Below are 25,956 nucleotides of genomic sequence, written 5' to 3'. Positions count from 1 at the left end.
AGTATTATTTGTACGACACTAAAACTGTGGGAGCTGGCTTGCCAGCGATGAGGCCAGTCGGCGCGATAAGGCATTCAGGCCTTGGTGGCGACCAGGGTAAAACACATCGGCATCTGCGCCTCTTGATTCAGATACTGGTCATACACCTCTTCCCGATTCGAATGCGCGTATTCCTTGAAATGCGCAATGCTCAGCCCTGCCCCGATAGCACCGCTGAAAATCGCCCCCAGCGTGTGCACAAACCAGTACGACTTCGCTGCCTGCTGTTCAACCTTGCCGACATAGACAATCGGTTCCTCCTGCACAAACGGTTCAGCGCGGAAGTACGAACTGGCGAGGCGATAAGGATCTTCCGCATCCGGATCAACCATTTCCAGAAACGGATGGGTTTCATAAATCACCAGTTTTCCGCCCGGCTTGAGGGTCGCGGCGACATGGCGGAAAAACTCGCCGATGTCCGGCATCCAGTTGAGAACACCAATGGTGATCAGCGCCACGTCGAAGCGATTCTGCAGCGATGCAGGCAGATGATGGATATCGGCTTCGATGAATTCGGCGTTGTGCGCTGAGCGGCGGTTCAGTTCACGGGCCTGCTCAAGGAACGCCACCGATTGATCAACACCGACAACCCCGCGCGCACCGAGGGCGAACAGCGACAGGCTTTCGCGCCCGTTGTTGCAGCCCAACTGGATCACGTCTTTGCCATCAACCCCGACTTGCTCCAGCAAGCCGCGCAACGTGTCGTCGAGGCAAGAGAATTCTGCCTGCGCAACGTCGTTCAACAAGGCCTGCCAGTCAGGCGAATCCTGATGATGGCGGGCGGAATCGTTCCACGCCTGTCGATTGCTCTCGATGGCGGTTTTATTGTTCGGCACTTCCATGGCGCACTCCGGACGATGCTCGTGATTGAGCGGATCCGAGTCTAGATCAGCCCGGCAATTACGGTTGTTGCAAACTTGTAAGCCAATTCGTGTAGGAGCCGCCGCAGGCTGCGATCTTTTGATCTTGTTTTTAAAGGTCAAGATCAAAAGATCGCAGCCTGCGGCAGCTCCTACATATCTGATTGTTTGAATGGCGGGCAGCTATAGTTAATAGCCTTGGGGAAAACCGCACTCGCAGGTGCCGCCATGCAAATGCTCGATCGGCTGTTGTTGACCGGCTGTCTGCTCGCTGCCAATCAGGCGCAAGCGCTGGACAGCAATTTTGTTTACTACGGGCCCAACCAGCCCTTTGCTCACCCTGCTCCGTATTCCTTGAACGCAACGCCGCCGAAGCCTTACGAGGACACGGCGCCGCAGGATTTTGTGGTGATTCCGGATGATCACGTGTTCTACGACTCGCAATTGCCCACCGTGGCGGATGCGACGGTGCGGGTGTTTATTCGCACGTACGATGCCGAGCGCGGGATTTACGTGAATGACGAGGTGCTGGATCCGGGTTGTTTGCTGGAGTGTCTGAGCCGGCAGCAGCATTGATCCTGATTACCAAGTATTAACCAGACGCCACAAAACCCTGTGGGAGCGGGCTTGCCCGCGATGGCGTCCTGTCAGCCGATCTATCTGGTGACTGACACTACCTCATCGCGGGCAAGCCCGCTCCCACAGGGTTTTGGGTGCAGGCGGTCACCACTTTTACCACTGCCGTTTATCCGGGCGGGCGAGGCCGAGTTTTTCGATGCGATAACGCAGCATGTCGCGGCTCAGGCCCAGCAGGCGCGCTGATTTGGTGACGTTCCAGTCGGTCTTGTCGAGCATCTTGCGCACCATGTCGCGTTCGACTTCCGGCAGGTTCATCGATTCGGTGTTGCTCGCCGGTCGAGGTTCGTAGTGCATCGGCACTTCATGAATATGCAGCGGCGGTTCGTCGACCAGGCTCATGCACACGTTCAATTGATGCGCAGCAATCGTGTCGCTCGGTGCCAGCAGCACGGTCTGCTCAAGCATGTTGCGCAGTTCGCGCACATTGCCCGGCCAGGTATAACTGAGCAGCAACTCCTCGGCCTGCTGGCTGAAATGCAGATTCGGTTTGCCGTAGCGTTTGCCGTGGCTGGTGAGGAAGTGCCGCGCCAGCAGCAAGATATCGTCGCCCCGGGCGTACAGGCGCGGCACTTTGATCGATATGATCCGTAACCTGAAAAACAGGTCACGGCGAAATTTGCCCTGTTGCACCATTTGCTCAAGGTTGCAGTTGGTCGCGCTGATCACCCGCAGATTGACCTTGCGCTCCTTCACCGAGCCGACCCGGCGAATTGTCCGGTCCTCAAGCAGCTTCAGGAGCTTGGCCTGCAGCAGCAGATCCATCTCGCCGACCTCATCGAGAAACAGTGTGCCGCCATCTGCCGCTTCCACCAGACCGACGCGACGGTCCTTGGCATCAGTGAACGCGCCCTTCTCATGTCCGAACAGCTCCGACTCCACCAGATTCGACGGAATCGACGCGCAGTTGAATTCAATAAACGGCCCCTTGCTACGCGGCCCATCGAAATGCAGGGCGCGAGCTACCAGTTCCTTGCCGGTGCCGGTCTCGCCTTCGACTAAAACCGGCGGCAGATCGGTGTTGGCCATGCGCCGCTCGGCGTCGAGCAACTGCCCGATGGTGTTCTTCAGATACTGCATCGGTGCCGAGTCGCCAATCAGCGCCTGCACCCCGGATTTCTGCGCCTCGCGGTCCTGATAGAACGACAGCGTGCGCTCCATCCGTTCGGTGGCCAGAGCCTTGTCCAGCAGCAGTTTGAGTTCCGGCAACGCGACCGGTTTGGTGACGTAGTGAAAGGCGCCCTCCTTCATCGCCACCACGGCATCTTCGACGTTGCCGTAGCCGGTCATCATGATCACTTTCAGATCTGGCGCGCTGATGCGCAGCTTCTGGATCAGGTCATGCCCACTCATGCCCGGCAGCGAGTTGTCGGTCAGCACGATGTCGGGCATGAAGCTGTTCAATTGCTCCAGCGCATCTTCAGCAGAATGGCAGACCGTCACCTCGAAGTCCTTGCGCTCCAGGTAGGTCTGAATATTTTCGGCCAGCAGTTCGTCATCCTCGACCAGCAGAATGCTGTGTTCCATATTCCCCTCCCGATGCCACTTTGAAGTTGAGACTGACGCGGGTTCCTTCCTGCTCGCGGCTGGTCAGCACGACCGAACCTTCGAAACGCTCCATGATGCGTTTGACCAACGCCAGGCCAACCCCGAGGCCGCCCTGTTTGGTGGTGAAAAACGGTTTGAACACCAACAGTTGCTGCTGCGCGCTCATGCCCTTGCCGGTGTCACTCACGGTCAGGCGCACGCTGTCAGGCTGCGGCGATTCGAATTCGACGCTGAGCACACCGCCCTTGGGCATGGCTTCCAGGGCATTGGCAAACAGGCTATTGAGGATTTGTGTGAGCAACACCTTCTGGCTGACCACCAGCGCGCAATTCTGCGGTGTGAAGCGCACTTCGACGTTGCAGCGTTTGATCAATGCTTCGAAGGCGCCAACGGTGTCTTCGACCGCCATCACCAGGTCCACCGCCTCGCCGTCGTCGTTCATCGGCCGCAGCGACACCAGCAACTCTCGGACCCAGCGCGACATGCGATCAACCTGGCTGATGATGTCGCCAATGTTGCGCTGCGCGCCCGGGCTGGCGATTTCCTGGGCCAGTTCGGCGCTGGAACGAATGGTCGCCAGCGGATTGCGCAGGCTGTGCGCCACCGCCGAGGACATCTCGCCGAGGGCGACAAAGGTTTCATTGCTGATCAACTGTTGCTGTTGGCTCTGCAGCAGTTTCGCCGCGCGGCGGACGATCCAGAACAACGCCAGAAAGATCGCCGCACCGCCGAAACACGTGGCGGCCCAGATCGAGGCAAATCCACGGTCGATGCGGTCGACCAGATCCGCCGGTTCCTTGTAGATCTCGACCATGGCCACGACTTTGCTTTTGTCGGCGTTGAACATCGGGATGTAGTTCTCGATAAACAGATACTTCGGTTCGCGCAACAACTGCTGCTCGGGTTTCTCATCGTCGATCTTGTGATAACTGGAGGACACCGCGACTTTCATCTCGAACGATTCGTCGAGTTCGTCGTCATCCTCGAATTTGACTCCGATCAGCTCGGGATTGGTCGACCAGATCACCGTGCGATCCAACGCATACACCGTGGCCAGAAGAATGTCTGGCAGGTGTTCGATATGGTCGAGAAACTCCGCGCGCGCCGCTGCATGGGCAACGGGATCGACATCGGGAAAGTTGTCGTCCTGGCGTGGATCGAGCATTTCGCCCATGGTGCGTGCCGGGGTGATGCCGGCGTGGCGTATTTCCGCCGAGCCAATGGCCTGAACGAATTGCGCGGTCAGCAAGGCGTCGCGCTCGACACTTTCGGTGACCACAAAGCGCGTCGAGATGTACCCCAGCCCCACCGCCACGACGGCGATGATCAAAAAGCTCGCGAGCGAGAACCAGCGCAGCAGATTGAACTGTTCGCGCCAGCTCTTGCCCATTGCCGCCGGCGTGTCCGGCGCGGAGGTTTTTTGTATTTCCAGTCGCTGCATGGGAGTGCCCTGGAGGTTTTGTATCGAGCCAGTTACAGCCATCAGTGTAGGTGGCTCTGACCGCGACACACGGTTCAATGATGCTATTTCGCCGCTACCGCATCTGATTCACCGTCGCGGCTGGATCGCCCGGTTTTACTGGCGTCAATGCACCGTCGGCCATGACATTGGCGGACGGTTGCTGGCGCTCGGTTTCGTCGCTGAGGAAGTCGATGATCGACTGCGCAGATGCCTCGTCGAGGCGCAGGTTGGGCATCGGAATTCGCTCGAACTGTTCGTAGAGTTGCAGGGCAGTCGGGTCTTTTTCCGCGAGCAGGCGATCCGGTTCGCGAATCCAGCGATTCAGCCACTGCGGATCACGGTTGCGGGTCACTCCGATCAGGTCCGGACCGATGCTGCGCATGCCAAGGCCCTGGCCATCCATGGGGCCGAGGCTGTGGCACGAGGCGCAGCGGGTGCGGAACAGTTCTTCGCCATTGCTCGGCGGGCGAATGTCCGGGGCGTCGGCGTAACTTTCTTCGATGCTCGGCTGTTTCCAGTTCTGCAGAGTGTTGGCCAGTTGATCGGCGAGGATCCACGGATTCTCGAACGGCGAGGCTTTCATCCAGCGCCCGGTGGTCTGGTTGCCGACGATCAGGCTGAGGTTGTGATCCTTGCTGCGGCCGTTGTCGACGCCTTCGATGAACAGCCCGAGTTTCTTGCGCAGGTCGGTGACGTCTTCGAATTCGCCGGTGAGAAACTTCCAGCCGGGGCCGACCTTGAAGCGCTGCGCATAGGCCTTGAGCACTTCGGGGGTGTCGCTGAGCGGGTCGATGCTGATCGAGTAGAAAAAGATGTCCTGGCCGACCCGATCACCGAGGAGTTTCTGCACCTGACGCAAGCGCGCGGTTTCCAGTGGGCAAGAGTCGCTGCAGGACGTGAAGATGAAATTGATCACCACCACTTTGTCTTTGATCAGGTCATCGAAAAAATGCACCTGCCGACCGTCCTGATCAGTCAGCAAGGTGTTGGGGAAATAGTCGCCACCCCACGGGGTGGCGGATTCGCTGGTCGCTGCCGTTGCGTCAACGCTGGCCTGGTGCGCGAGCAGCACGCGGCTGCCGAGCACGCAGGCCACCAGCACCAGCACCAGGTGCATGCCCAGCGCCCGGGAGCGCGGGGTATGCAGCGGTTGGCTGTCACCGTGGCGGCGGTTCATGGCTTGACCACCACTTGCGGGCCGTAACCGTCGCCATTGCGGAAGGTTGGCAGCGCGGCCGAGTTGACGTAGCGCACGCCGTCCCAGCTCGGCAGAGGCGTCGGCATCAACTGCAGTTGCCCGGGTTTTTCAAGGTCCCACCGCAGCAGCATCGAGTTGTCTTCGTGCTGGGTGTTGTGACAGTGCTCCATGTACGTCCCGGCGAACTCGCGGAAGTTGATCGCCATTTCGACGTTGTCCAGACCATCGGCTTCGGAACCGATCCGGTAGACGTCCTTGCGCGCCCATTTCTCCCATTCCGGTGGTGCTTTGCCGCCGCGACTGAGGATGATCCCTTCTTCGAAGTGCACATGCACCGGATGGCTCCAGCCCTTGCCGCCGGCCTTGATGTTCCAGACTTCCAGAGTGCCGAATCCGCTGACGCCGGCATCGGTCGGGCCGCTGGACAGCTGGGTCGAGGCGTTCAGGCGCCGTGGGTCCATGTGGTAGCCAAAACCACCGTCGGTCTTGACCGTCCACGGTGCTTCATCGGTGCCATCGGCACGGCCGAAGGTGAAGGTGCGGTGACGGGCTTTGGCCAGCAGCGCCTTGTCGGCAGCGTTGTCGCGATGGATCTTCAGCGGGATCATCACCAGCCCTTCAGCCTTGCCGGGTTTGGCCGGTTCGTAGGCTGCCGGGTTCATCGCCAGATCCTGGCCGGTGTAGGCCTTGACGTTGAGTTGCAAAACCTTGCCCACCGCCGGATCGCCCTTGTCCCACTGCGGGCCCTTGCTGGTTTGCTTGATCACCGGCAGGTATTTCTCCGAGAGCACATCCGCCAGCGGGATCATTTCTTTCGGGCCTTTGCCGTCGTCCTGCGCCTGCAGGTTGAGGAAGAACAGCTTGTCGCCAGGCTTGATGCCGTTTTTCGCGAAGTTGACGATGATGTCGAAGCGCTCCGCGATGCCTTGGGTAGGCAGGATCGCGTTGTGGTTCTGTTTATCGCCGTCGGCGTCGAGGTCCATGCTGCCGTCGAACGGCACGCTGTGTTCCATGATGTTGCCGTCGTTGGCGATCATGTGGAACGGCACGCGGCTGTACGTCAGACCCGAGTTTTTCGGCCCTTGGAACTCTCCGCCACTGCCTTTGATTTCCCGCACCAGCGCCAGTTTGAAGTAGCGCGACACCGAGCCATTGAGAATGCGGAAGCGATAGCTGCGTGCGCGCACATCGAGGGTCGGTTTCCACTGCCAGTTGACCAGCACCTGATCGCCGATGAAGCCGTCGGTGTTGAACGGGTTGAACCACAACTGACCTTCCTGATCCCAGGCCTTGTCGGCGAACACCAGGTTGACGTCATAGTCGCGGTTGCCCCACGGCAAGGCGCTGCCGCTGGGGAAGCGCAGGTTGACGCCGTCGTTGACCGACTCGTTGCCGCGATCCAGCGCGCTGTAGTAGTTCATCATCGCCGCGTTGCCCTTGTAGACATTCTGCGCGGTGAAATCGAGCATGTGGTCGTGGAACCAGTGGGTGCTCATGGTTTCGCGCCAGTCGCCCCGGATCTTGATGGTGCCGTTATTACAGGTCTTCTTCGCCGGGGCCAGATCGTTGACCCACAGGGTCTCGCCCGGCGCGCAGGGGAACGCCGCGCGCGGGTCCTCCGCCTTGGTGTTGATGCTGTCGTAACCGGCGAGCTGGATCGGCCAGCGATAATCGTAGTACTGGCCGGGGAAGAAGAACGCGTTGGCATAGCCGTCGCTTTCCGCCGGCGCGTGGCCGTTGTGCTCGTGGGTACTGATGGTGTGCAGGCCGAAACCGCGGTTGGCCGACGGGTCGATCGGCAAGCCGTTGTAGTGGCGCATCATCACCGGTTGGCCGTAGCGCACCATCAACAGTTTCGGCGGCAGCGTACCGTCGAAGGTCCATACCGAATTGTGGTTCTGCACCGGCATGTTCGGGTGGAAGCGCGGGTCGACGCCTTTGGCGGTGCCATCGGTCGCCGGTACGCCGGCGACGTTGTGGTACAGACCGCCGGGGCCGAACTCGCCCAGGGCATAGCCGTGCATTTGCCGACTGTCACGCAGGCCGCCGTTGAGGCGCGCGCCGGTCTGCACGGTTTTGTAGGCGACTTGCGGGTAGAACTCGTTCCAGCGCTGGTGCGACCAGCCTTTTCCTGGCGGCCGTCCTTCAGCGGAGGAGCCGATGTGGCGGTTGAGGAACACTTCGATCTGCGCCTGCCACGGGTTGCGGTCGACAACGTTGGAGAACTGACTGGGGAACGGTGTCAGCCCCGGTTGGCGCAAGAACGCATCGAGCGCCGTGCCGGGTGGCGCGCTGCGGGCGATGTTGTTCGGGTCCTGCGCGGGGGCCGGGCCGATCGCGGCCGGCGGAAAGGGCAACGGCGCGGCCGGGGTGGTCGGGTCGAGTTTTTCCGGGCCGAATTCCTCGAACAGCAGCAACTGCTGACTGAACGGCTGCGCGCCATAGAGCGGGCTGGGTTTGCCGTTGGTGGGGTAGTTGAAACTGGTCTGCACGGTGGGCGGCAGAACGTTTTCCGTGCGGGTCGAGTCTCGCGTGCCTTTGACCCCGTCGGGCAAATCGAAGGAGTCTTCGTTGGCCTCGGGCATGGTCAGGATGGCGTTGAGGGCGGTCGGCTCGTCCGCCGGCTCGTCGTAGTACGCCGACGGATCGGACGTTTCGGGCTGGCGTTCATCATCAATCGGGCTCGCCTGAACCACGGTCATGGTGCCGAGGGTCAACATCAGAAAGACGCTCAGTGGCGTCAACCGGAAGGTATTGCTTAGGTCACGCGTTGCTCTGTCCATCACCAGCCGCCTCATCAAGGAAGGGGTGATGGTGTTTTGCAACTAGTGCGCCAAGAATTTATTTCCAGTTGTTACAGGGGCTTGGGGACGCTGTGGGTTCCCCCACCCCCCGGTGACCGGGGCTTGACACCCATTGGTGGGGGAAGTTCATAACTTTTTGCGGCGTTGATAAACCTGTGTAGGAGCTGCCGCAGGCTGCGACCTTCTTGCTCGTTCCCACGCTCTGCGTGGGAATGCAGCCCGGGACGCTCTGCGTCCCATTGGAACGCGGAGCGTCCCTTGAGGCATTCCCACGCAGAGCGTGGGAACGATCATGCACAGGGGGAAGGTGTAAATCAGGGGACGCGTTGGAAGGCCAGGCGCACGGTGGTGCCCTCGCCTTCGCGGCTGTCGAGGGTCACGCCGCCGCCGAAGCGCTCCATGATGCGTTTGACCAGCACCAGGCCGACGCCCAAGCCCCCCGATTTGGTGGTGAAAAACGGCCGGAACGCCATGGTCCGTTGTTCCTCGTTCATACCTTTGCCGGTGTCGCTGAGCACCACGCATACACCACGATCGCCGCTCGGTTCAAGGCTGACGGTCAACGTGCCGCCCTTGTCCATCGCCTCCAGCGCATTGGCCAGCAGGCTGTTGAGGATCTGCGTCAACTGCACCGGCTGACTGAGCACCATCGGTGTGTGCTGCGGATGAAACACCACTGTAACGCCGGCCCTGGCGATCTGCTGTTCGAAGGCGACGAGGCTTTCGTGCAACGCCGCCACAAGGTTCACCGGTTCCGGGTCATCGTTGAGCGGACGCAGCGATTGCAGCAGCTCGCGTACCCATTTCGACATGCGGTCGACCTGGCCGATGATGTCCTTGATGTTCTTTTCAGCCGGGCCGGCGTCGAACTCCAGTGCCAGTTCGGCACTGGAACGGATGGTCGCCAGCGGATTGCGCAAGCTGTGCGCGACCGCTGAGGACATCTCGCCGAGGGCAACAAAGGTTTCATTGGCGATCAGTTGTTTTTGCTGGGCGGCGAGCAGAATCGCTGCGCGCCGCACGATCCAGTACAGGCCCAGATAAATCAGTCCGCCGCCGAGCGCGGTGGCCAGCCAGATCAAGGTCAAACCGCGCTCTATGCGCGCGATCAGGTCTTTGGGTTCTTTGTAGATCTCGACCATCGCCGTGACGTTCTTGCCCTCGGCGTCGAACAGCGGAATGTAGTTCTCGATGAAGATGTAATCCGGCGGGATGATGAACTTCTGTTCCTCCCGGGCCTTGTCAACGTCGTGGTAGCTGGCCGACACCGGAATCTTTTCATTGAAAGCGCGATCGAGGTCTTCGTCGGCATGAATGCTGGTACCGACGAGCGCCGGATTGGTTGACCAGATCACCAGCCGGTCCGGCGCGTAGATATTGGCGAGGATCACGTCCGGCAAGTGTTCGATGTGATCGAGAAATTCCCCCCGCGCCCCTGCCCGGGCCTGCGGATCGACATCGGGGAAGTCCTTGTCCTGACGCGGGTCGAGCAGTTCGCCCATGGTGCGGATATTGGGAATCGACACGTGGCGCACTTCGGCGGACGCGATGGCCTGGATGAATTGCGCGGTGAGCAAGGCATCGCGCTGCACACTTTCATCGATCACGAAACGCGTTGAAACCATCCCGAGTGCGATGGCCACGGTGCCGATCACCGCCATGCTGATCAGCGAAAACCAGCGCAGCAGGTTGAACGGTTGCTTGCGCGAACCCAACCGTAGCGTGCCCTCCTCAACCGGAAGCGATTTCGACTGCATATTCATGGCGGCGACTTCCCGATACGTCCCTATAGGGTTATAGCCCACGGGTGGGGGTTTGCCCGGATGCGGGGATATCGACCCGATTGCGCTGATCCCACAAACACCAAAAACCCTGTGGGGCCTGGCTTGCCAGCGATGGCGGTTTGTCTGTGCCGAGGATGTCGACTGATCCATCGTCATCGCTGGCAAGCCAGCTCCCACAGGATTTACGGTCGTTCACATATTTAGTGTTCACCTAAGAACCCTGTAGGAGTGAGCCTGCTCGCGATGGCGGTGGGTCAGTCAACATTTTTGCTACAGGAAGACCGCTATCGCGAGCAGGCTCACTCCTACAAGGGTCGGTGTACGACAGATGTTCAGTGTTCATCCCCATCGTCCCCGATTCTGGGGAATGACGCCCTTTCCCCGCAGGCCACAAACTTCGCCAAAACGCCCGCCAAACCCTCTAAACCGGCCCTCTCCCGCCCGTCCACCGCACCTTGGCATGGAAGGTGTACAGGCCCTGTGCAACTGACCCATCCCCAAGGGGCAGGTACTTTGATAGAGGGATTAACTCATGCACCCTTTACTGTCCAAAACCGCGACCGTCCTGGTCGTGAGCGCCTTGGCCCAGGGCATTGCTCAGGCCGCTTTGTTTGCTGTTGACCCCGGTCCTTATGCGGCGGCCAACGGCGGTTTCGCCAGCTGGTATCAGGACACCCACGGTCGCACTCTGGATCTGTGCCTGTCCAAAGCGCTCAGCTCGCGAGTGCCAAGCACACCGGGCGCACCTTCGTACATGTGCTCCCTGCTGCCGACCCCCGGCGTGTTCGACGACACCCAGCCAATCGTCTTCCCGAGCAACTTTCCCGATGAAGCATTCTGGTTCACCGGCGAAACCACCCTTGTCGACGCCGCACGCGGGATCGACCTGACCTACGTCAGCGCCGTCGAAGCCGCGTTCGCCGCCGAAGAACCGGTGGAAGGTGATCAAGTCAGCTTCGCGCGGATCCGCATTCGCGTCGATGTGCCCACTGCCGGCACCTACGTCATCACCCACCCGTATGGTGTTGACGTGTTCAACATCGACACCCCCGGCCGTCGCGCGATCAACATGACCCGCGACATCGGCATCGGCACGCCGAAAACCTATGACGGCGCGCTCAAGGGTGACATCGGCCCGTTTCTGCGCAGCGTCAACGGCCCGTACACCGAGACCAACCCGGTCACCGGCGCCGCCGAACAATTCGTCGGCGACCCGAACCTGTCCGAAGCGGTGACCGGTAGCCCGTTCAATACCAACTTCGTACGCATCGAAGGTCCGAACGGACTGGACCTGCGCACCACCGCATTCGCCGTCTCCGGCAAATTGTCGACCGTGGTTCGACCCACGCCGATGATCACCCAGCGCAGCACCTACTCACGCAAAGCGGGGACCAGTGCGCCGGCCGCTCAGCAGGACGTTTTCGTTCTCGCACCACCAGCCCCCGGCACCGTCGCCGTGACCAGCCTCACCCCGGTGCTGAACATGACCGAAGCCAACTCCACCGGTGCCTGGTACGCGCAATCGTCGGCCAACCCGACCTTGCCGAGCGTCCTGCAAGTGACCGCCGACAACCACCTGGCCATCGCCAGCAGCACGCCGACCACCCTGCCCATGACACTGACCGACCTGGTAGTGATCCAGCGCGCCGAGTACAGCCTCAGCTCCGGGCAACTGACGTTGGTGGCCTCGACCAGTGACGAAACCTCACCGCCGGTACTCACCGCAACCTCCATCAGCGGCGCCGCAATTGGTGCGCTGAGCGGCGACGGCGCGGTGAAAACCCTGGCCACCGGGATCTCGCCGATACCGCCAGCCAAGGTCCGCGTGACGTCGTCCAACGGCGGCAGCGATACCGAAGAAGTGGTCATCGTGCAATGAACGCTCACATGCCCAGATCCGCATCAGGAGGCATCATGAACAAGTGGCCACGCTTTGCGCTCAACGCGCTCGGGCTCGCTCTCTCGCTGACCGGCAGTGCCTATGCGCAACTCGCCGCCGTCGACCCCGGGCCCTACACCTTCGCCACCGGGAAATTCCCGATGTGGTATCAGGACAGCAATAATCTGTCGATGGAACTGTGCCAATCGCGCGCCGCCAGCTCGCGGGTAGCGGCCAGCACCCCACCGGCCTACATGTGCACCCTGCTGCCGGAACCGGGCATCTACGACGACAGCCTGCCGATGGTGTTCCCGGACAACTGGCCGCCGGAAGCCTTCTGGTTTCTCGCCGAAACCACTATCCCCAACAACGGCGCCGGCTTTGGCATGGACGCTTATGTCGCCGGGATAGAGGCGGCGTTTGCCTCGGAAAACCCGGTTGACGGCGATCAACAAAGCTTCGCGCGGATCCGTATCCGGGTGAACGTACCCGTGGCCGGCACCTACACCATCACTCACCCGTATGGTGTGGAAACGGTCAACGTCACCACACCCGGGCGCCGGGCGATCAACATCACCAAAGACATCGGCATCGGTGCGCCGGGCGACTTCAGCGGCACCCTCAACGGCGCCATCGGGCCGTTCCTGCGCAGCATCAACGGCCCGTACACCGAAGTGAACCCCGATACCGGCGGCGTCGAAACCTTCGTCGGCGACCCGAACCTCACCGAAGCGGTGACCGGCAGCCCGTTCGACACCAACTTCGTACGCATCGTCGGGCCGTCCGGCGCCGGTACGATTCAGACCAACCTGTTCACCGTCGCCGGAAAGGTGCTCGACAGCCGTCAGCAAACCCACGTCGACATCGACCGCGCCACCTATCGCCGCACCTCGGCCGGGGTGCGTGCCGAAGTGTTCGCCAAGGCTGACAGCAGCTCGACCCTGTGTTTCCGTGAAACCGTGGCGCTGCTCCCCGGTCCACCGCCAACGCCGTGCCAGACCAGCCTGACCGGTGACAACACCGGGCTGTTCTTCGGCCAACGCCTGGGCAGCGGTGCCGTGCCGCCCGTGGTGGTGGTGACTGCGACCAACCCGGCCGGGACCACGCGTCCGACCGCTGTGTCGGCCAAGCTCACCGACGTGGTGAAAGTGCAGACCGCGCGTTACAGCTGGGCCAACCACAGCTTGCTGATCGAAGCGACATCGACCGATGAAGTGGCGGTTCCGGACATGGTTGCCCAAGGCTACGGACGCCTGTCGAAGACCGGCACCCTGCAGCGCATCACCGTCGCCGACCTGACTCAGCCACCGGCCACCGTGACGGTGAAATCCGCCGCCGGCGGCAGTGACACCGAGCCCGTTGTCGTCGTCGGCACCGCACCGGACACCGGCGCCAACCAGGCGCCAATCGCCAACGCCGACACCGGCAGCACCAGCTTCGGCGTGCCGGTGACCGTCAACCTGCTGGCCAACGACAGCGATCCCGACGGCAACACGCCGCTGAGCATCACCGCATTGACTCAACCGGCAGCCGGCCAAGGCACCGTCGTGCTCAGTGGCACCACCGCCGTGGTCTACACCCCACCCGCCGTGGTCAACGCGCCACTGACCACGACCTTCACCTACAAAGCGCAGGACGCCAAAGGGCTGGCCTCGGCCAATCCGGCCACTGTGACCATCACCGTCGCCCCGAACCAGGCGCCCACCGCCGTCGCCGACAGCATCGCAACGGCAGGCCTGACCGTGCCGATCAGTGTGCTGGCCAACGACACCGATCCGGAAGGCAACGTGCCGCTGGCCGTGGCCAGTGTCACCCAGCCGGCGCTCGGTCGCGGCACCGTCACCACCGACGGTACCGTGGTCACTTACACCCCACCAGCCGTCATCCTGACCGCCTTCACCACGACCTTTACCTACGTCGCCCGGGACAGCTTCGGCGCCCTGTCGACACCGGCCACGGTCACCGTGCAGGTGTCGCCAAGAGCGCCAGCGGAAACCTTCGCCGTCACCGCCGCCACCGTGACCGCACGGGCCGGTAATCGCTTCACCTGGGACTTCTCGGGGACCTCGTCGGTGATCCTCGGCAACACCGTCACCGTGCAAGTCACCACACCGACCGGCCTGGTGACCCTCGGCACCACGACCGTGCCACTGACCGGTCGCTGGAGACTGACCGTCACCAACACCACCGTGGTGCCGTCGGCCAACCCGACCGCAACGATCCGCACGACGCCTGGCACCGTGCGCACCGTCCCGGTCACCGTGCAGTAACCCTCCGCCCCCACCACCCGGTCATCGCGACCGGGCCGGTGGGCCAGTTTTCATGACCCGGGATTTTCGCCATGAACACGCCGACCGCCGCCCTGCTTTGCCTGCTCCTGCTGTGCTGCAGTGCAGGCGTGCGCGCCGACGACCTGATGGACAACGACGACCTGGCCCCGACCAGCAGCGACCTCGGCGAACTGCCCCCACCCGTGGGTCAGCAAGCCCTGATCGACCAGCTCGGCCAGGCCAACGTCGCCCTGCTGCAACAGAACGGGCAGTCGCTGCTTGGGCAGATCGTGCAGTCGGGCAGCAATCAGGAGGCGTACATCCTGCAACAGGGCAGCGACCTGATGGCACTGATCAACCAGAACGGTTCCGGCAACGCCGCCTCGATCACCCAGAACGGCAGCCACAACCGCGCGCAGATTTCGCAAAACGGCAACAACAACGACGCCAGCATCGAGCAGGCCGGCGCGGGGCTGCAAAGCGCCGTGACCCAGTCGGGCAACGGCATGAGCGTTTCGGTCAAGCAATACCGCTAAGCACTGCAATCATCGGAGAGTTCAATCATGTTCAAACTGACGCCCCTCACCGCCGCCCTCCTGGTCATGATCAGTGCCCAGGCCATGGCCGACGACAGCCTGTCCAACCAAAGCCAGGCCGGTACCGCCAACATCGCGGACGTGAAACAGACCCAGGCACCGTTCAGCACCGCCACCCAGACCCAACTGGGCCAGGGCAACGACGCCGCCGCCGTGCAAGACCACGCCAGCAGCGTGATCACCCAGGACGCGGTCGGCGACTACAACGCCGGCTACGCCGAACAACTTTACGAAGACAACGCCACCATCACCCAGCAACAGGTCGGCGCCTTCAACACCGCTCACGCCAGCCAGTCACTGGGCTTCGGCTCACCGAACAGCGCGCTGCAACAACAGCAAGGCACCGGCAACTTCTCGTTGGTCTATCAGGATTCGCAAAACGGCAGCGAAGGCAAAACCTTCCAGTACGGCGACAGCAACGAAGCCAACATCGAACAACTCTATGAAGGCGTCGGCAACAGCTCAGTGATCACCCAGTACGGCACCGCCAACTACGGCACCGCCGAACAAGTCACCCACAACGGCGGCCAGATCGGCATCAACCAGGCTGGCGAAAGCAACTACGCCTACGGCGACCAACGCAACGGCACCGGCGGCAACATCACCATCAACCAGTTCGGCAACCTCAACGGCACCGAAATCTGGCAAGACTCGCAACTGGCCAGCCAAGCCACCATCAACCAGTACGGCGACAGCAACGAAACCGTGGTCGACCAAAGCTTCGGCGAAAACAACAGCGCCGCCGTGACGCAGGTCGGCAACAGCAACGCGATCTACGCCGACCAGTTCGAATCGGTCAATTCGACACTGGCGCTCTATCAAGTCGGCAACGGCAACGTGCACTTCACCTACCAGAACGGCGAGGGCCACGTGCTCAGCGCCACCTCCGTGGGCAACGACAACAAGGTCTACGCCAGCAACTGGAAAGGCCCGCAGTCCGGCGGGCAGTTCGGCAGCAACCAACGTGCGACCGTCACCCAGGCGGGGAATGGCAACATCGCCAGCTTCACACAGGATGGCGTTGGGCATGTGATGACCACACACCAGACCGGGACGGGCAACAAGACCACGGTCAGTCAGGCCGAGTCGTATAACGAGCTTTATTTTGATCAGAATGGCAGCGACAACATTTTGATCTCGGATCAGCGCGGGACCGGCAACCTGGTGCAGGGTTCTTCGAATGGCACCGGAAACAGTGCTGAGTTTGATCAATCGGGATCGGGTAACCAGGCGTACACCGCGCAGCTGTATGGCAGTGACAACCAGATCACTGTGAAACAGGCGGACACGATGAACGTGGCGTATGTGACCCAGGGCGGCACGGGGAACATTGCCAATGTCGATCAGAGCGGGTTTACGCAGACTGCGAATATTCAGCAGTTCGGGTCGGCTAACCAGGCGACGGTTTTGCAGCAGTAGGGGTTGGGTGTTGGAAAACCGCGACCTGCTGAGGGTCGCGGTTTTTTTTGCGCTGACGCTTGAGTTGCGTCCTACGGAAAACGGAACGTTTTCAGAAATTCGGGGAGTTTTCTGACAAGTTCTGGCGGTTGGCCGTCGGAAGTGCAGGCTCTAGGATTTGCCGGGACAACTTGATCCTCATGGAGCTTGGCCTACATGCAATTCATCCAGACAGCGACGACAGCGATACCGTTAACGAATAGACTTCGAGGCACTAAACCCGGAGGTTCTATGATCGACCCGTCCTTGATCGACCCACTGTGCCCGGTTGTTTCGGATCTTGATCCCGAGGAGCAGGCTGCGAGTTATGACCGTTGGTTTCGGGCAGAAGTACAGGCCTCTCTCGATGATCCGCGTCCGAGTATTCCCCATGAGCAGGTGATGGAGGAAATAAATGCCTTGATGGAATCAATGCGCAAAAGCGCTGATGCAGATTAAGTGGCGACCCAAGGCCAGGGTCGAACTCTCGAAAATCCTTAAGTACATTGGCGAGCGAAATTTTGTAGCGGCGACTGCACTTCACAAGTCCGTCGTAAAAACTACGTCTGCGCTTTGTTGGCATCCACACCTGTATCGCAAAGGCCGCTCTCCCGGCACTCGAGAGATTGTCGTAAGCCCGAACTATCTCGTCGTTTATCAAGTGGCGGACCACATTGAGATTGTGAGCATCTTGCATGCGCGTCAGGAGTACCCTCGACGCGACCCCGGTTAAGATCGCTTCCTCGTCTCAACACAAGAAACCGTGCTTCCCGTGGAGGCACGGTTTTTTTTATCTCAGTACTCAGTTAATTGAGATGAAATATGCGATTTATTGCAGCTCGAGCCTTCTTGCCGTCAGCCTCGTAAAGCCCCTGTAACAAAGCCTGATCGTTTAACCGATGGAGGCGAAAATGGTTGTAGAAGGCTTGTCCCAATCGCTGATTATCAAAAGAACCCATTTCCCACAGAACTGAGAATTCTGCATAGGCTGCGCTGTCGATTTCGAGTGGTGGTGAAAGGTCCATACGCTCCTCAAAAAATAGTTAGCCGTCAGGAAGCAGTAGAGTAGCCAAAATCGGCATTACGCTTCTCTACTTCTCACATTGCCACCGCCAGGCACCTGCCCCGCTTCATGCCTTCTTCGTTTTTCCTCAATCAGGGCCGACATTTGATCGTTCCCACGCGCAGCAACGGAATGCCTCTCGGGACGCTCCGCATTCCAAATTGCGAATTTGACGCAGAGCGTCAGGGGCTGCATTCCTTTGCTGCGCGTGGGAACGATCAATCAAAAGCGATTAGTTCTTGAGTTCGACGTGATCAAGGGCCTGGTTGACGGCCAGTTCGCCCAGCATGACGACCTGTGCGATACCCAGTGCAGTCTTGCGGTGTGAGGTTTCCAGCGAAGCGGCGAAGTTGATGAGCATTTCGCTGGCCGAGCCGAGGGTTTCGCTGGCGTTCGCGAGCAGGGATTCGGTGTTGTACCTGGGGTTGGCGAGGTACATGGGTTCCGGCTCGTTGGCGCTGGACATGATGTGGGCGGTGGGCTTGAGGTAGAAATCGAGGGCGCGGTCGGCGGCTTCGTGGAGTTTTTTGCTGTCGACGGAGGCGTAGGGGGATGTGGTGTTGGTGTCTGGTTCTGGGGGGTTGGGTGTTGGTTTTTTCATGATTATTTACCCTGTATGACGGTTATAGCTGGCCCCCCATTCGGTTTCCAAGCGAATAGGTGGCAGCTGTACGCAGGTTGGAAACCCGGGACAGAGGCAACCCGGCAGACACAAGGTCTCCCACGCACAGCCGCCATAACAAAGTGCACACAGTGAAGGTGCGCAAGGATACGTTATGAATGGCGCTAGTGCGCTCTGTAGTTACTCGGGTTTCCACGCCCGGTCGCTGAATTGGCAGCGACGAACACAGGCTAGAGACCGGACGTCCGACGGACAACCTGAAAACATTGTGGGAAGGTTCTGCTAATTCGAAACATCCTTTAAACATTCCGAATTGAAATACGCATGTGTAGGAGCTGCCGCAGGCTGCGATCTTTGATCTTGATCTTGATATTCATCTTAAAAAATCAGAGTCAAAAGATCGCAGCCTTCGGCAGCTCCTACAGTCAATGTGTGCAACCGGCGGGAATTGGTCGGCTCGTAGATCGCCATCGCTGGCAAGCCAGCTCCCACAAGGATTTGGGTACATCCGCAATGGCAACTGAGTCTGAAAGATAGCTATCGCGAGCAGGCTCACTCCTACAATTGAATCGCGCTCTGTCAGCAAGAGATTGGTCGGCTGTAAGGCCGCCTTCGCGAGCAAGCCAGCTCCTACGAAGATCAAAAGCCGAGCACGCTGTGCTCCTCACCACTCAACAGGATGAGCGTTAGCTCGGCTGCAGCTCTTGATCTTGATCCACGGGCGACGTCGGAAGGCTGAGCGGAGGGATTGATCCGGGCGTGGGAGCGCAGCGACCGTTTGGCGCAGCCAAACACAGCGAGAGGAGGTGCAGCGAAGCAAACCGGAGACGCTGCGCCCGGATCGATCCCGGAGCGAAGGAACCCCGAGCCCCAGCGAGCGGGCCGCACGTAGGAGCAAGCCTTTTTGGTTACTTTTTCGGCGTCTGGAAAAAGTGACCCGCCGTAAGGGCGGAACCCTAAGCAGCCATTACCGCAGAAACGGATATGTACTCAATCAGAAAGAACCCCACCGCCTGACAAAAAGCCTTCGCGAGCAGGCTCGCTCCCACAGTTGAAACTGGGTACATCTGCCAGAGATTGGTCGGCTATAAGGCCGCCATCGCTGGCAAGCCAGCTCCCACAAGTTTCTGGTACATCCGCAAAAGCATCAGCGTTTGAGAGATAGCTATCGCCAGCAGGGCTAGCTCCTACAGTTGGAACCGAGTACATCGGCAAGAACCTGGTCGGCCCGAAGGCCGCCACGTTCACTCGGCATCCGGATCAACCTTGTTCTGGCTCAAATACCGATTCAACACATCATCCTGCCCAGGCGTAGAAGCGTCCCCCGCCACCTGCCACAACCGCCGCTCAATCCCCTGCGCCACCATATGCCCCACCGCCGCCTCAATCGCCGACAACACACACAACTGCGCCGGCTCATTCGTCGTATACCCAACCTCAGCCTCAAGCAACTTCTTGAACTCGATAAACTTGAAAATCCCGGCACTGCGCGCCACCGAATAAATCGTCTTGCTGGTCATCACATTCGCCAACACCTGCCCGCTACGCACATCCACCGCACGCAAATTCACCGTCACCTGATCCACCCGATACTCACGCTGCAAATCGATCCCGAGATACCGCGCCCCTTCCCCACCGCTACGCACGTTAGTGTCATAAGCGATAATCCCGCCCTCAAGCATCATGTTCGCCGCCTGCAACGGTGGCAGCTCACCCTGAATATTCACCGGCGTATTCGGCTTCTTCTGCGACGCGCGAATGATCTTGCGCTCGGTCAACAGGTTCTGCAGCCCTTCCCGTTCCAACACCACAAACCAGCCACTGGCCTGCATCGCGTCCATCAACATCGACGCCGCACCCTGGGTCACGCTGGTGGAAAACGAACTCGCGGGCGTCGGCTTGTACTGCCCGGTCTGATCACGGAAGCCGTACACCACCGCCATCAGCCGCCCCTTGGGGCGCGGCATCTTCAGCAAGTCGTAATAAGTCGAGGCCCTTGGAGTCAGGGTCGGGGTTTCGGTGTCCTGCTCGGCCGGCATCGGCTCACGCAGACTGCACCCTTGTAATGTCGCCAACATCAGCCCTAGCGCGATTAATTTTTTCATGTCCATCACTCCCCGGAACCGTCAGCCCGTCATGGGTTGAGACCGTTCACCTGAATTTCCGAAACCTCACCGGTCGCTCGATCGGTCACTTCAATGCTCAGTGCCCCGGAGTCGTCGATGACGTTGACGATAAAAGAATCCGTGGACAGGCTCCCCGTGTTGCCAGTGGAGATGTTGTCCAGCAACTGCCCTAGCAGCCGCGATTGCAATTGACTGGTGAAGCGCTCCAACGCCGAGGTGCCAGCCACGCTCGAACGGCTTTTCAGGTCCGGATCGTCGTGATCGTTTTGTGCCTGGGCGTTGTTGAGCAACCAAGTGCCGTTGAGCGGGTTGCCGCCAAACGACGGGTTGACCGGCGTGTAGACCAGTTCAGTGGCCTGGACAGCCGCGGCGCTGGCGAGCCCGATCAACAACCCCGAGATCCAGAATCCGCTGCGCCGTGAGAACGTTGTGCTGTTCATAGTTCGTCCTTCTCAAGGTCGGTGGTGTCCTGCAACAGAGCCTCCAGCTTGCGCTGGACAACCTGGCGTCGAACCCAGTCGGCGGCCGCATAGGCCTCGTCCTTCAGTTCCACGGTGTTCGGCGGCAGGAAGCGCCGATACACCAGGCGTTGCTGATATTCCACGGTCACCAGGCTGCCCCAGCGCGCGTCGGGGCGCTCGCGCACCACCAGGTTGAAATCCATCGGGCTGGTGTCACGCAGGCGTTCACTGAACGAGTAGTAAAAGTCGTGGCCGATGTGCGAGATCGTGTCGTCGACGATGAAGCCCATCATTTCGTCTTCTTCACCGGCGTGGGCGCAGAGCGCCGCCACAGCGAGGACCAGCGCGCAGAGCCATTGGCGAGTCATGGCTGCAATGCCTGTGGCAGAACCGATTGCCCTTTGGCCGGGCCATTGGTGCCCTCAAGGAAGGCCTTTTCGGCAACAAACTGCCAGTCCGAATAACGCTGCATGCCTTCGAAATCCGACCACTGCGTCGGGAAGTCCGCCTGCTTCAATGGCAGCTCGGTCGACGGGCTGTTGAGGCCAGTGATGCGTCCGTCGAAACCGCGTTGCAGCGCCCATTCACCCTGACCGATCGGGTCCGGATAGAGCTGACGCAAGTGATGTTTGGCCTCGGGAAAACGCTGATCGTCGAGCAGGTCCACCAGTTCTTTCGGGTACTGCGCCAGCCCCGGCGAACTGCGGTAGTAGCTGCGCAACGCCTGCGCGTACTGAGTGCCGACCCAGAGCAACTGGCGCTCCCGGTCACGGCGCGAAGCGGTCGACCACAGCTCGCCGGCACTGGCCAGGCCCATGCCCATCACCACAATCAGGAACAGCACGCCCAGGTAGGTGAAGCCACCCTGCTGCGCGCGGTTACCACTCGGCATACTGGCTGCCATCACGCGCCCTCCCGGTAGCACCGCTTTTGATGTCGGCCACGCCACCGGCGACGCCGTCCGGTGGCGCGATCAGCACCCACTGGTCTTTGCGTTCGGTGATTGGGTCCAGTGGTGCGCTGCGCAAGTAACGTTGTTCGATCAGTTGTTCAATGGAATCGGGGTAGCGGCCGGTGTCGCCGTAAAAGTGATCCAGCGCCTCACGCATCGCCGACAGGCTTTGGCGCAGCGTGGTTTCCTTCGACGCTTCAAGGCTGTTGAAGTAGCGCGGCAGCGCGATGGTCATCAGCGTGGCGATGATCGCCATCACCACCATCAGCTCCAGCAAGGTAAAACCTTTTTCCCGGCGCATGAGGTTCACCACTCGCGGTAAGCGATACCGTTGAGGCCCTTGCCGCGGGCGTGGGAGTAGACGTCGAACACGTCTTCGCCATCGCGCGGGTTCTGAGCCGAACTGTTGTAGGCGCGCACGCCCCAACCCCCTTCGTCATCGCGTTTGGCCGACACCAGCGGATCGCGCGGGATGCGGCGTAAAAAGTAGAACTTGGCGCCCTTCGCGCTGCGCACATCGCGTACGCCCTCGACCAGCACTTTCAGATTCGGCGGGTAGCCGCTGCTGTTCAGCGATTTCTCGATGTAACCGGCATCAAAGGCGCGTTTATAGGCGTCGATGGCATCGCGAATCTGGTACAGCGCGTTGCGCAATTCCTGCTCCTTGCCACGCCGCACCAGGGTTTCGGTCAGGGGCGCGGCCATGCTCGCCAGCAGGCCGATCAGGGCCAGCGTCACCACGACTTCAATCAAGGTAAAACCGCGCTGGGAGGCGTTCATGATCAAGGCTTCTCGACAGTGACGCGGGTGGTTGCCACGGCCGACTCACCGACTGCACGCGGCTGCGCGGCAGGCGACGGCATCACGTAGCTCTGCGAACGATCCGGGGCCTGGATGTGCATGCTGGTTTCGGTACCGGTGGAGAACTCCATGTCCGACGGGCTCTGGTACGGCAGGTTGCGCACGATCCGTGGGGTGATCGACAGCACCAGTTCCGATTTGCCGATGGTGTCTTTGTTGCTGCCGAACAAGCGGCCCAGCCCGGGAATGTCACCGAGGCCGGGAATCTTGTTGCCGGTGGCGCCGTGATCGTTGCGCACCAGCCCGGCGAGGATTTGCGTTTCGCCGTCGTGCAGACGCAGCGAGGTTTGCGCGTTGCGGGTGTCAACCTGCACCGGGATCGTGCCCTGGCGGGTCGGTTCCAGCGGCGTGGCGTTACTCACTTCCAGGGCAATCTTGATCGCCACTTCGTTGTTCAGGTGCACGGTGGGCGTCACTTCGAGCTTCAGACCGACATCCAGGTACGTCACGCTTTCGGTGATCACCGGCCCCTGTGTAGACGGCACCGAGGTCGCGCTGATGATCGGCACGCGCTGACCAATGTGAATGCGCGCCTGCTCACGGTTGCTGACGCGAATCACTGGACTGGCGAGGGTGTTGATGTCGTTGTCCTGCGCGTTGATCTTGGCCTGCGGCGATGGGCCAATGGAGATGCGGTCAGAGTTGATGCCCTTGAGTTGGCCCAGCAGGGTGACCGGCGAACCATCGGAGTTGACCACACCGAAGGTGCTCGGCCATTGCAGACCGAGGTCGAGAATGCGCTGAGTGGCGACTTCCATCACCTCGACTTCGAGCACCACTTCCGGGTTGGACTGGTCTTGCGATTGCAGGAGCTTTTCCGCCATGCGGATCGCGTCTTCGGTGTCGCGCATGGTCAGGGTGTTGAGGCGCTCATCGACGAACACGTCGCGGGTCTTGAGCATGGTTTTCACCATGTTCAGCGCGGTGTTGGCGTCGATGCTGGTCAGATAGAACGTGCGCATCACCAGTTCCTGGTAATCCTTCACTTTCTGCGGCGAATCCGGGTAGATCAGCAAGGTGTTTTCGTTCACCACTTTCTGGTGCAACTGGTTCTGTTGCAGCAGCAGGGTCACGGCGTCTTCGATGCGCACGTCACGCACGAAAATCGTCGCTTTCATGTCCGGGCGCAGGTCTTTGTCGAAGATGAAATTCAGCCCGGCGACTTGCGACAGCACTTCAAAAATGGTCTTCAGGTTGGCGTCACGAAATTCCAGGGTCACCGGACGATCGAGCTTGGTGCGCAGTTGCGGATAAGCGATCACGTTGCGGCTCTGCACCAGGCGAATGTTGCCTTGCAGTTCCAGCGCGCCTGCGTTGGCCGGGTCGAGTTCGAGGATCTGTTTGACCTGGCGATCCGCGCCGTAGATGTCGCCGCGACGCAGGTCGCCACGGGCCAGTTCGAGTTTCTCGTCCATGGTGCGCAGGTATTCCAGCTGTTTCAGGGCATCCTGGGCGCGGCGGTTGTTCGGCTCGATGGTCAGCACGCGCATGTAAGCGGTGCGCGCCGAAACAAAGTCGCGACGCGAGCGGTCGGTATCACCGGCCGTCAGCAATGCCGTGATCGCCTTGGCGCGGCCGCTGTTGAGCAGCAGGTGCAGTTCGGTGTCGCGAGGATTCTCACGCAGACCTTCCTCGATCCGGGCCAGTCCCGCCTCGTACTGACCCTGTTCAATCAGGTCGGCGGCTTCCTTGTTGGCCACCTGCGCAGAGCTGCACGCGGCCAGCCCGGCGCACAGGCCCAGGCTCATCAGCAAACGGGAACGGTTCATTGCGTACTCCCCACAGACAAGGTCTGCGACAAATGCAAAGGCAGGTAAACCAGGCTCAATTCCAGATCGGAAATGCCGGTGATCTTCCAGGTGTCGTCGATCACATCCCCGTTGCGCACGACGTAGATCTTTTCGCCGTTCTGCAAAAACACTTGCAGGTCGCTGCGGTCATGCAGCCTGCCGACGAACTGAAACGGCACCGGTGGCAGGCTCGGGGCTTGCACCACTGTGGCCGGGTTGATCGCTTGTTCGGTAACCGTGGCCAGGGTCGGCGCGGCCTTCCAGGATTTCGCGGCGAACAGGTCGCCGGCCGGGCTCAGGTCCTTGATCGGCGCGTCTTTGGCCTTGGCGGTGCTGGCCGGCAGCGCGCCACGGGTTTTGCCGGGCGTGGTGACGGCCACTTCGTTGGAATCGGCGTCTTCGCTCGGCGAGAAATACTCCGGCAACCACGCCAGCGCCGCCGCCACGCCGAAGAACGCCAGCCACCCTGTCACGCGCTTGGTATTCATCACGACCTCGACAGGTAAAGGGTCATACGGATCCGGCCATTGAGGTCGGTGTCGCCAATCTTCTTGCGTTGCAACTCCAGGTCTTCCACCACCACCGCCGGCAACTGGCCGAGCAAGGCATGGAGGAAGCGGCGCAGTTGCGGGTAGCTGCCACGCACTGGCAGAAGGATCTGATAGCGCGCCAGGTGGGTTTTCGGGTCGACGCCGAGGGCGTATTCGCCGCGCGCCAGGGTGATGTGCTCTTGCGCTGCGAGGGCGTAGATGCGGTCGATGACGACGGTGGCTTGCGGCTGCGCCGGGAGTTTATTGCGGAAGTCGTCGAGTTGCCTTTGCGGCACCACTGGCGGCGCGATGCTGCCGTCTTCAACCTTGGCCAGGTATTCGGTGGCCTCCTGAGTCTGCTGGCTGAGGTGCTGCAACGATTGCCAGCCCGGCAGCAAACCACCGAGCGCCCAGGCCACCGCAACCAGCAGCAGCGCCAGCCCGGCGAGGCCCGGAATGCCGAGGCCTTGCAGGTATTCGTGGACGATCAGTCTAGGGATTCGCATCGCCAATCTCCCAGTTCGCCGACAGGTTGAATTGCACCGGTTGTTCGGGCGATTTGACGACGATTTCATGGCTGAGCAGCGAGACGTCCGACAGCTCGTCGCTGGCTTCCAGACGCTTGTGGAAGTCGAGCATCGCTTGCAGATCCCGCGCTTCGGCGCTGATGCGCACTTGGCCTTTACGCGCATCCGGGGTCAGGCTCAGCAGCGCGACGTCATCGCGGGGCATGGCTTCGAGCATGGCGAACAGGCGTTCCCACGGCCGGCGTAGTTGCTGCGAAACCTTGCGCATCTCGGCGAGGTTCTGCGCCTGCTCGCGGGTTTCCGCCGGGCTCAATGCGCTCTTGGCTCCGCTGTCTCCGGTGAGCTGGCGCTGGGTGGTTTGCAGGTGGCCCTGTTGTTGTTCGGTGTGCGCGTCGAGGTGCTGTTGCACACCGAAGCACAGCAGCGCCAGCAGCACGCCGCCGCCGAGCAGGCTCCAGCCCAACGGGCCGGAACGTGGCCGTGGCTGGAAGTCGAGATTGAGCACGCGCAT

The 25,956-nt window shown here is 60.8% G+C and carries 25 protein-coding genes; 7 read left to right on the top strand and 18 right to left on the bottom strand.

Features of this window, described 5'->3' with window-relative positions:
- Window positions 1-74: 74 nt before the first annotated feature.
- Window positions 75-881 carry a class I SAM-dependent methyltransferase gene (locus ACVVH8_RS10810; protein ID WP_103305815.1) on the bottom strand — a complete coding sequence of 269 codons (807 nt, stop codon included), beginning with the start codon at window positions 879-881 and terminating at the stop codon, window positions 75-77.
- Between the two features lie 246 nt (window positions 882-1,127).
- On the opposite strand from ACVVH8_RS10810, the gene ACVVH8_RS10805 reads away from it, so the two are divergent.
- Complete coding sequence (locus tag ACVVH8_RS10805) at window positions 1,128-1,475, top strand: hypothetical protein (RefSeq protein WP_401299153.1); 348 nt, start codon at window positions 1,128-1,130, stop codon at window positions 1,473-1,475.
- Between the two features lie 156 nt (window positions 1,476-1,631).
- Here the strand turns inward: ACVVH8_RS10805 and ACVVH8_RS10800 are convergent, their stop codons facing one another.
- The 5 genes from ACVVH8_RS10800 to ACVVH8_RS10780 all read right to left on the bottom strand — a co-directional run bounded on the left by ACVVH8_RS10800 (window position 1,632) and on the right by ACVVH8_RS10780 (window position 10,310).
- Entirely contained in the window at window positions 1,632-3,062 is a 1,431-nt protein-coding gene (locus ACVVH8_RS10800) for a sigma-54-dependent transcriptional regulator (protein WP_475229993.1), read from the bottom strand.
- Window positions 3,031-4,524, bottom strand: coding sequence for a sensor histidine kinase (locus ACVVH8_RS10795; protein WP_475229990.1), 1,494 nt, complete (start codon window positions 4,522-4,524; stop codon window positions 3,031-3,033). The genes ACVVH8_RS10800 and ACVVH8_RS10795 overlap by 32 nt, the downstream gene beginning before the upstream one ends.
- Before the next feature lie 94 nt (window positions 4,525-4,618).
- Window positions 4,619-5,722: an SCO family protein gene (locus ACVVH8_RS10790; protein ID WP_475229988.1), complete on the bottom strand. Its 1,104-nt coding sequence runs from the start codon at window positions 5,720-5,722 to the stop codon at window positions 4,619-4,621.
- Entirely contained in the window at window positions 5,719-8,526 is a 2,808-nt protein-coding gene (locus ACVVH8_RS10785) for a multicopper oxidase domain-containing protein (protein ID WP_213028201.1), read from the bottom strand. Before ACVVH8_RS10785 ends, ACVVH8_RS10790 begins: the two co-directional genes overlap by 4 nt.
- Window positions 8,527-8,861: 335 nt before the next feature.
- Window positions 8,862-10,310 carry a sensor histidine kinase gene (locus ACVVH8_RS10780; protein ID WP_103305809.1) on the bottom strand — a complete coding sequence of 483 codons (1,449 nt, stop codon included), beginning with the start codon at window positions 10,308-10,310 and terminating at the stop codon, window positions 8,862-8,864.
- Between the two features lie 553 nt (window positions 10,311-10,863).
- Here ACVVH8_RS10780 and ACVVH8_RS10775 point away from each other — a divergent pair.
- The 6 genes from ACVVH8_RS10775 to ACVVH8_RS10750 all read left to right on the top strand — a co-directional run bounded on the left by ACVVH8_RS10775 (window position 10,864) and on the right by ACVVH8_RS10750 (window position 17,246).
- On the top strand, window positions 10,864-12,210 hold the full coding sequence (locus ACVVH8_RS10775; protein ID WP_475229985.1) for a hypothetical protein: 1,347 nt from the start codon (window positions 10,864-10,866) through the stop codon (window positions 12,208-12,210).
- Between the two features lie 35 nt (window positions 12,211-12,245).
- Entirely contained in the window at window positions 12,246-14,480 is a 2,235-nt protein-coding gene (locus ACVVH8_RS10770; RefSeq protein WP_475229983.1) for an Ig-like domain-containing protein, read from the top strand.
- A 71-nt stretch (window positions 14,481-14,551) separates the two neighbouring features.
- Entirely contained in the window at window positions 14,552-15,016 is a 465-nt protein-coding gene (locus tag ACVVH8_RS10765) for a curlin (RefSeq protein ID WP_475229980.1), read from the top strand.
- Window positions 15,017-15,043: 27 nt separating this feature from the next.
- Window positions 15,044-16,495 (top strand): curlin, encoded by a 1,452-nt coding sequence (locus ACVVH8_RS10760; RefSeq protein ID WP_475229978.1) that lies wholly within the window; start codon window positions 15,044-15,046, stop codon window positions 16,493-16,495.
- Window positions 16,496-16,765: 270 nt separating this feature from the next.
- Window positions 16,766-16,972 (top strand): type II toxin-antitoxin system RelB family antitoxin, encoded by a 207-nt coding sequence (gene relB / locus ACVVH8_RS10755; protein ID WP_034152589.1) that lies wholly within the window; start codon window positions 16,766-16,768, stop codon window positions 16,970-16,972.
- Window positions 16,962-17,246 carry a type II toxin-antitoxin system RelE/ParE family toxin gene (locus ACVVH8_RS10750; protein WP_082341417.1) on the top strand — a complete coding sequence of 95 codons (285 nt, stop codon included), beginning with the start codon at window positions 16,962-16,964 and terminating at the stop codon, window positions 17,244-17,246. Before relB ends, ACVVH8_RS10750 begins: the two co-directional genes overlap by 11 nt.
- A gap of 73 nt (window positions 17,247-17,319) precedes the next feature.
- On the opposite strand, the gene ACVVH8_RS10745 is transcribed toward ACVVH8_RS10750, so the two are convergent.
- The 12 genes from ACVVH8_RS10745 to ACVVH8_RS10690 all read right to left on the bottom strand — a co-directional run bounded on the left by ACVVH8_RS10745 (window position 17,320) and on the right by ACVVH8_RS10690 (window position 25,956).
- Window positions 17,320-17,538 carry a hypothetical protein gene (locus tag ACVVH8_RS10745; RefSeq protein WP_475229975.1) on the bottom strand — a complete coding sequence of 73 codons (219 nt, stop codon included), beginning with the start codon at window positions 17,536-17,538 and terminating at the stop codon, window positions 17,320-17,322.
- A 270-nt stretch (window positions 17,539-17,808) separates the two neighbouring features.
- A complete protein-coding gene (locus ACVVH8_RS10740) occupies window positions 17,809-18,177 on the bottom strand; it encodes a DUF6124 family protein (protein WP_475229972.1) in 369 nt (122 codons plus the stop codon).
- A gap of 1,265 nt (window positions 18,178-19,442) precedes the next feature.
- The gene (locus ACVVH8_RS10735) at window positions 19,443-20,303 is read right to left on the bottom strand and encodes a CsgG/HfaB family protein (RefSeq protein ID WP_083368634.1); all 861 of its coding nucleotides are present in this window, start codon (window positions 20,301-20,303) and stop codon (window positions 19,443-19,445) included.
- Between the two features lie 29 nt (window positions 20,304-20,332).
- On the bottom strand, window positions 20,333-20,764 hold the full coding sequence (locus ACVVH8_RS10730; protein WP_016987875.1) for a curli assembly protein CsgF: 432 nt from the start codon (window positions 20,762-20,764) through the stop codon (window positions 20,333-20,335).
- Window positions 20,761-21,153 (bottom strand): curli production assembly/transport protein CsgE, encoded by a 393-nt coding sequence (csgE, locus tag ACVVH8_RS10725; protein ID WP_475229969.1) that lies wholly within the window; start codon window positions 21,151-21,153, stop codon window positions 20,761-20,763. The genes ACVVH8_RS10730 and csgE overlap by 4 nt, the downstream gene beginning before the upstream one ends.
- Window positions 21,150-21,689, bottom strand: a complete 540-nt coding sequence (locus ACVVH8_RS10720; RefSeq protein WP_064588153.1) for a type II secretion system protein — start codon at window positions 21,687-21,689, stop codon at window positions 21,150-21,152. The genes csgE and ACVVH8_RS10720 overlap by 4 nt, the downstream gene beginning before the upstream one ends.
- The gene (locus ACVVH8_RS10715; protein ID WP_064588154.1) at window positions 21,664-22,038 is read right to left on the bottom strand and encodes a type II secretion system protein; all 375 of its coding nucleotides are present in this window, start codon (window positions 22,036-22,038) and stop codon (window positions 21,664-21,666) included. The genes ACVVH8_RS10720 and ACVVH8_RS10715 overlap by 26 nt, the downstream gene beginning before the upstream one ends.
- Before the next feature lie 5 nt (window positions 22,039-22,043).
- Entirely contained in the window at window positions 22,044-22,517 is a 474-nt protein-coding gene (locus tag ACVVH8_RS10710) for a type II secretion system protein (protein ID WP_277761557.1), read from the bottom strand.
- A gap of 2 nt (window positions 22,518-22,519) precedes the next feature.
- A complete protein-coding gene (locus tag ACVVH8_RS10705) occupies window positions 22,520-24,367 on the bottom strand; it encodes a secretin N-terminal domain-containing protein (protein WP_475229966.1) in 1,848 nt (615 codons plus the stop codon).
- Window positions 24,364-24,876, bottom strand: coding sequence for a hypothetical protein (locus tag ACVVH8_RS10700; RefSeq protein WP_475229963.1), 513 nt, complete (start codon window positions 24,874-24,876; stop codon window positions 24,364-24,366). The genes ACVVH8_RS10705 and ACVVH8_RS10700 overlap by 4 nt, the downstream gene beginning before the upstream one ends.
- On the bottom strand, window positions 24,876-25,424 hold the full coding sequence (locus ACVVH8_RS10695; RefSeq protein WP_475229960.1) for a GspMb/PilO family protein: 549 nt from the start codon (window positions 25,422-25,424) through the stop codon (window positions 24,876-24,878). Before ACVVH8_RS10695 ends, ACVVH8_RS10700 begins: the two co-directional genes overlap by 1 nt.
- Window positions 25,411-25,956: a PilN domain-containing protein gene (locus ACVVH8_RS10690; RefSeq protein WP_475229957.1), complete on the bottom strand. Its 546-nt coding sequence runs from the start codon at window positions 25,954-25,956 to the stop codon at window positions 25,411-25,413. The genes ACVVH8_RS10695 and ACVVH8_RS10690 overlap by 14 nt, the downstream gene beginning before the upstream one ends.

The organism is Pseudomonas trutticola BRTCR10, assembly GCF_056155105.1.
Note: the sequence above shows the minus strand (reverse complement) of the source record. Positions and strands in the feature narration are given on the sequence as shown.

Bases quoted from the DNA above. Each gene is read 5' to 3' on its own strand.
- ACVVH8_RS10700 (WP_475229963.1), bottom strand. From the start codon at position 24,876: ATGAATACCAAGCGCGTGACAGGGTGGCTGGCGTTCTTCGGCGTGGCG.
- relB (WP_034152589.1), top strand. From the start codon at position 16,766: ATGATCGACCCGTCCTTGATCGACCCACTGTGCCCGGTTGTTTCGGAT.
- ACVVH8_RS10695 (WP_475229960.1), bottom strand. From the start codon at position 25,424: ATGCGAATCCCTAGACTGATCGTCCACGAATACCTGCAAGGCCTCGGC.
- ACVVH8_RS10775 (WP_475229985.1), top strand. From the start codon at position 10,864: ATGCACCCTTTACTGTCCAAAACCGCGACCGTCCTGGTCGTGAGCGCC.
- ACVVH8_RS10740 (WP_475229972.1), bottom strand. From the start codon at position 18,177: ATGAAAAAACCAACACCCAACCCCCCAGAACCAGACACCAACACCACA.
- ACVVH8_RS10785 (WP_213028201.1), bottom strand. From the start codon at position 8,526: ATGGACAGAGCAACGCGTGACCTAAGCAATACCTTCCGGTTGACGCCA.
- ACVVH8_RS10710 (WP_277761557.1), bottom strand. From the start codon at position 22,517: ATGAACGCCTCCCAGCGCGGTTTTACCTTGATTGAAGTCGTGGTGACG.
- ACVVH8_RS10760 (WP_475229978.1), top strand. From the start codon at position 15,044: ATGTTCAAACTGACGCCCCTCACCGCCGCCCTCCTGGTCATGATCAGT.
- ACVVH8_RS10705 (WP_475229966.1), bottom strand. From the start codon at position 24,367: ATGAACCGTTCCCGTTTGCTGATGAGCCTGGGCCTGTGCGCCGGGCTG.
- ACVVH8_RS10715 (WP_064588154.1), bottom strand. From the start codon at position 22,038: ATGCGCCGGGAAAAAGGTTTTACCTTGCTGGAGCTGATGGTGGTGATG.
- ACVVH8_RS10790 (WP_475229988.1), bottom strand. From the start codon at position 5,722: ATGAACCGCCGCCACGGTGACAGCCAACCGCTGCATACCCCGCGCTCC.
- ACVVH8_RS10780 (WP_103305809.1), bottom strand. From the start codon at position 10,310: ATGAATATGCAGTCGAAATCGCTTCCGGTTGAGGAGGGCACGCTACGG.
- ACVVH8_RS10765 (WP_475229980.1), top strand. From the start codon at position 14,552: ATGAACACGCCGACCGCCGCCCTGCTTTGCCTGCTCCTGCTGTGCTGC.
- ACVVH8_RS10770 (WP_475229983.1), top strand. From the start codon at position 12,246: ATGAACAAGTGGCCACGCTTTGCGCTCAACGCGCTCGGGCTCGCTCTC.
- ACVVH8_RS10745 (WP_475229975.1), bottom strand. From the start codon at position 17,538: ATGGACCTTTCACCACCACTCGAAATCGACAGCGCAGCCTATGCAGAA.
- ACVVH8_RS10805 (WP_401299153.1), top strand. From the start codon at position 1,128: ATGCAAATGCTCGATCGGCTGTTGTTGACCGGCTGTCTGCTCGCTGCC.
- ACVVH8_RS10730 (WP_016987875.1), bottom strand. From the start codon at position 20,764: ATGAACAGCACAACGTTCTCACGGCGCAGCGGATTCTGGATCTCGGGG.
- ACVVH8_RS10810 (WP_103305815.1), bottom strand. From the start codon at position 881: ATGGAAGTGCCGAACAATAAAACCGCCATCGAGAGCAATCGACAGGCG.
- ACVVH8_RS10750 (WP_082341417.1), top strand. From the start codon at position 16,962: ATGCAGATTAAGTGGCGACCCAAGGCCAGGGTCGAACTCTCGAAAATC.
- ACVVH8_RS10690 (WP_475229957.1), bottom strand. From the start codon at position 25,956: ATGCGCGTGCTCAATCTCGACTTCCAGCCACGGCCACGTTCCGGCCCG.
- ACVVH8_RS10720 (WP_064588153.1), bottom strand. From the start codon at position 21,689: ATGGCAGCCAGTATGCCGAGTGGTAACCGCGCGCAGCAGGGTGGCTTC.
- ACVVH8_RS10735 (WP_083368634.1), bottom strand. From the start codon at position 20,303: ATGAAAAAATTAATCGCGCTAGGGCTGATGTTGGCGACATTACAAGGG.
- ACVVH8_RS10800 (WP_475229993.1), bottom strand. From the start codon at position 3,062: ATGGAACACAGCATTCTGCTGGTCGAGGATGACGAACTGCTGGCCGAA.
- ACVVH8_RS10795 (WP_475229990.1), bottom strand. From the start codon at position 4,524: ATGCAGCGACTGGAAATACAAAAAACCTCCGCGCCGGACACGCCGGCG.
- csgE (WP_475229969.1), bottom strand. From the start codon at position 21,153: ATGACTCGCCAATGGCTCTGCGCGCTGGTCCTCGCTGTGGCGGCGCTC.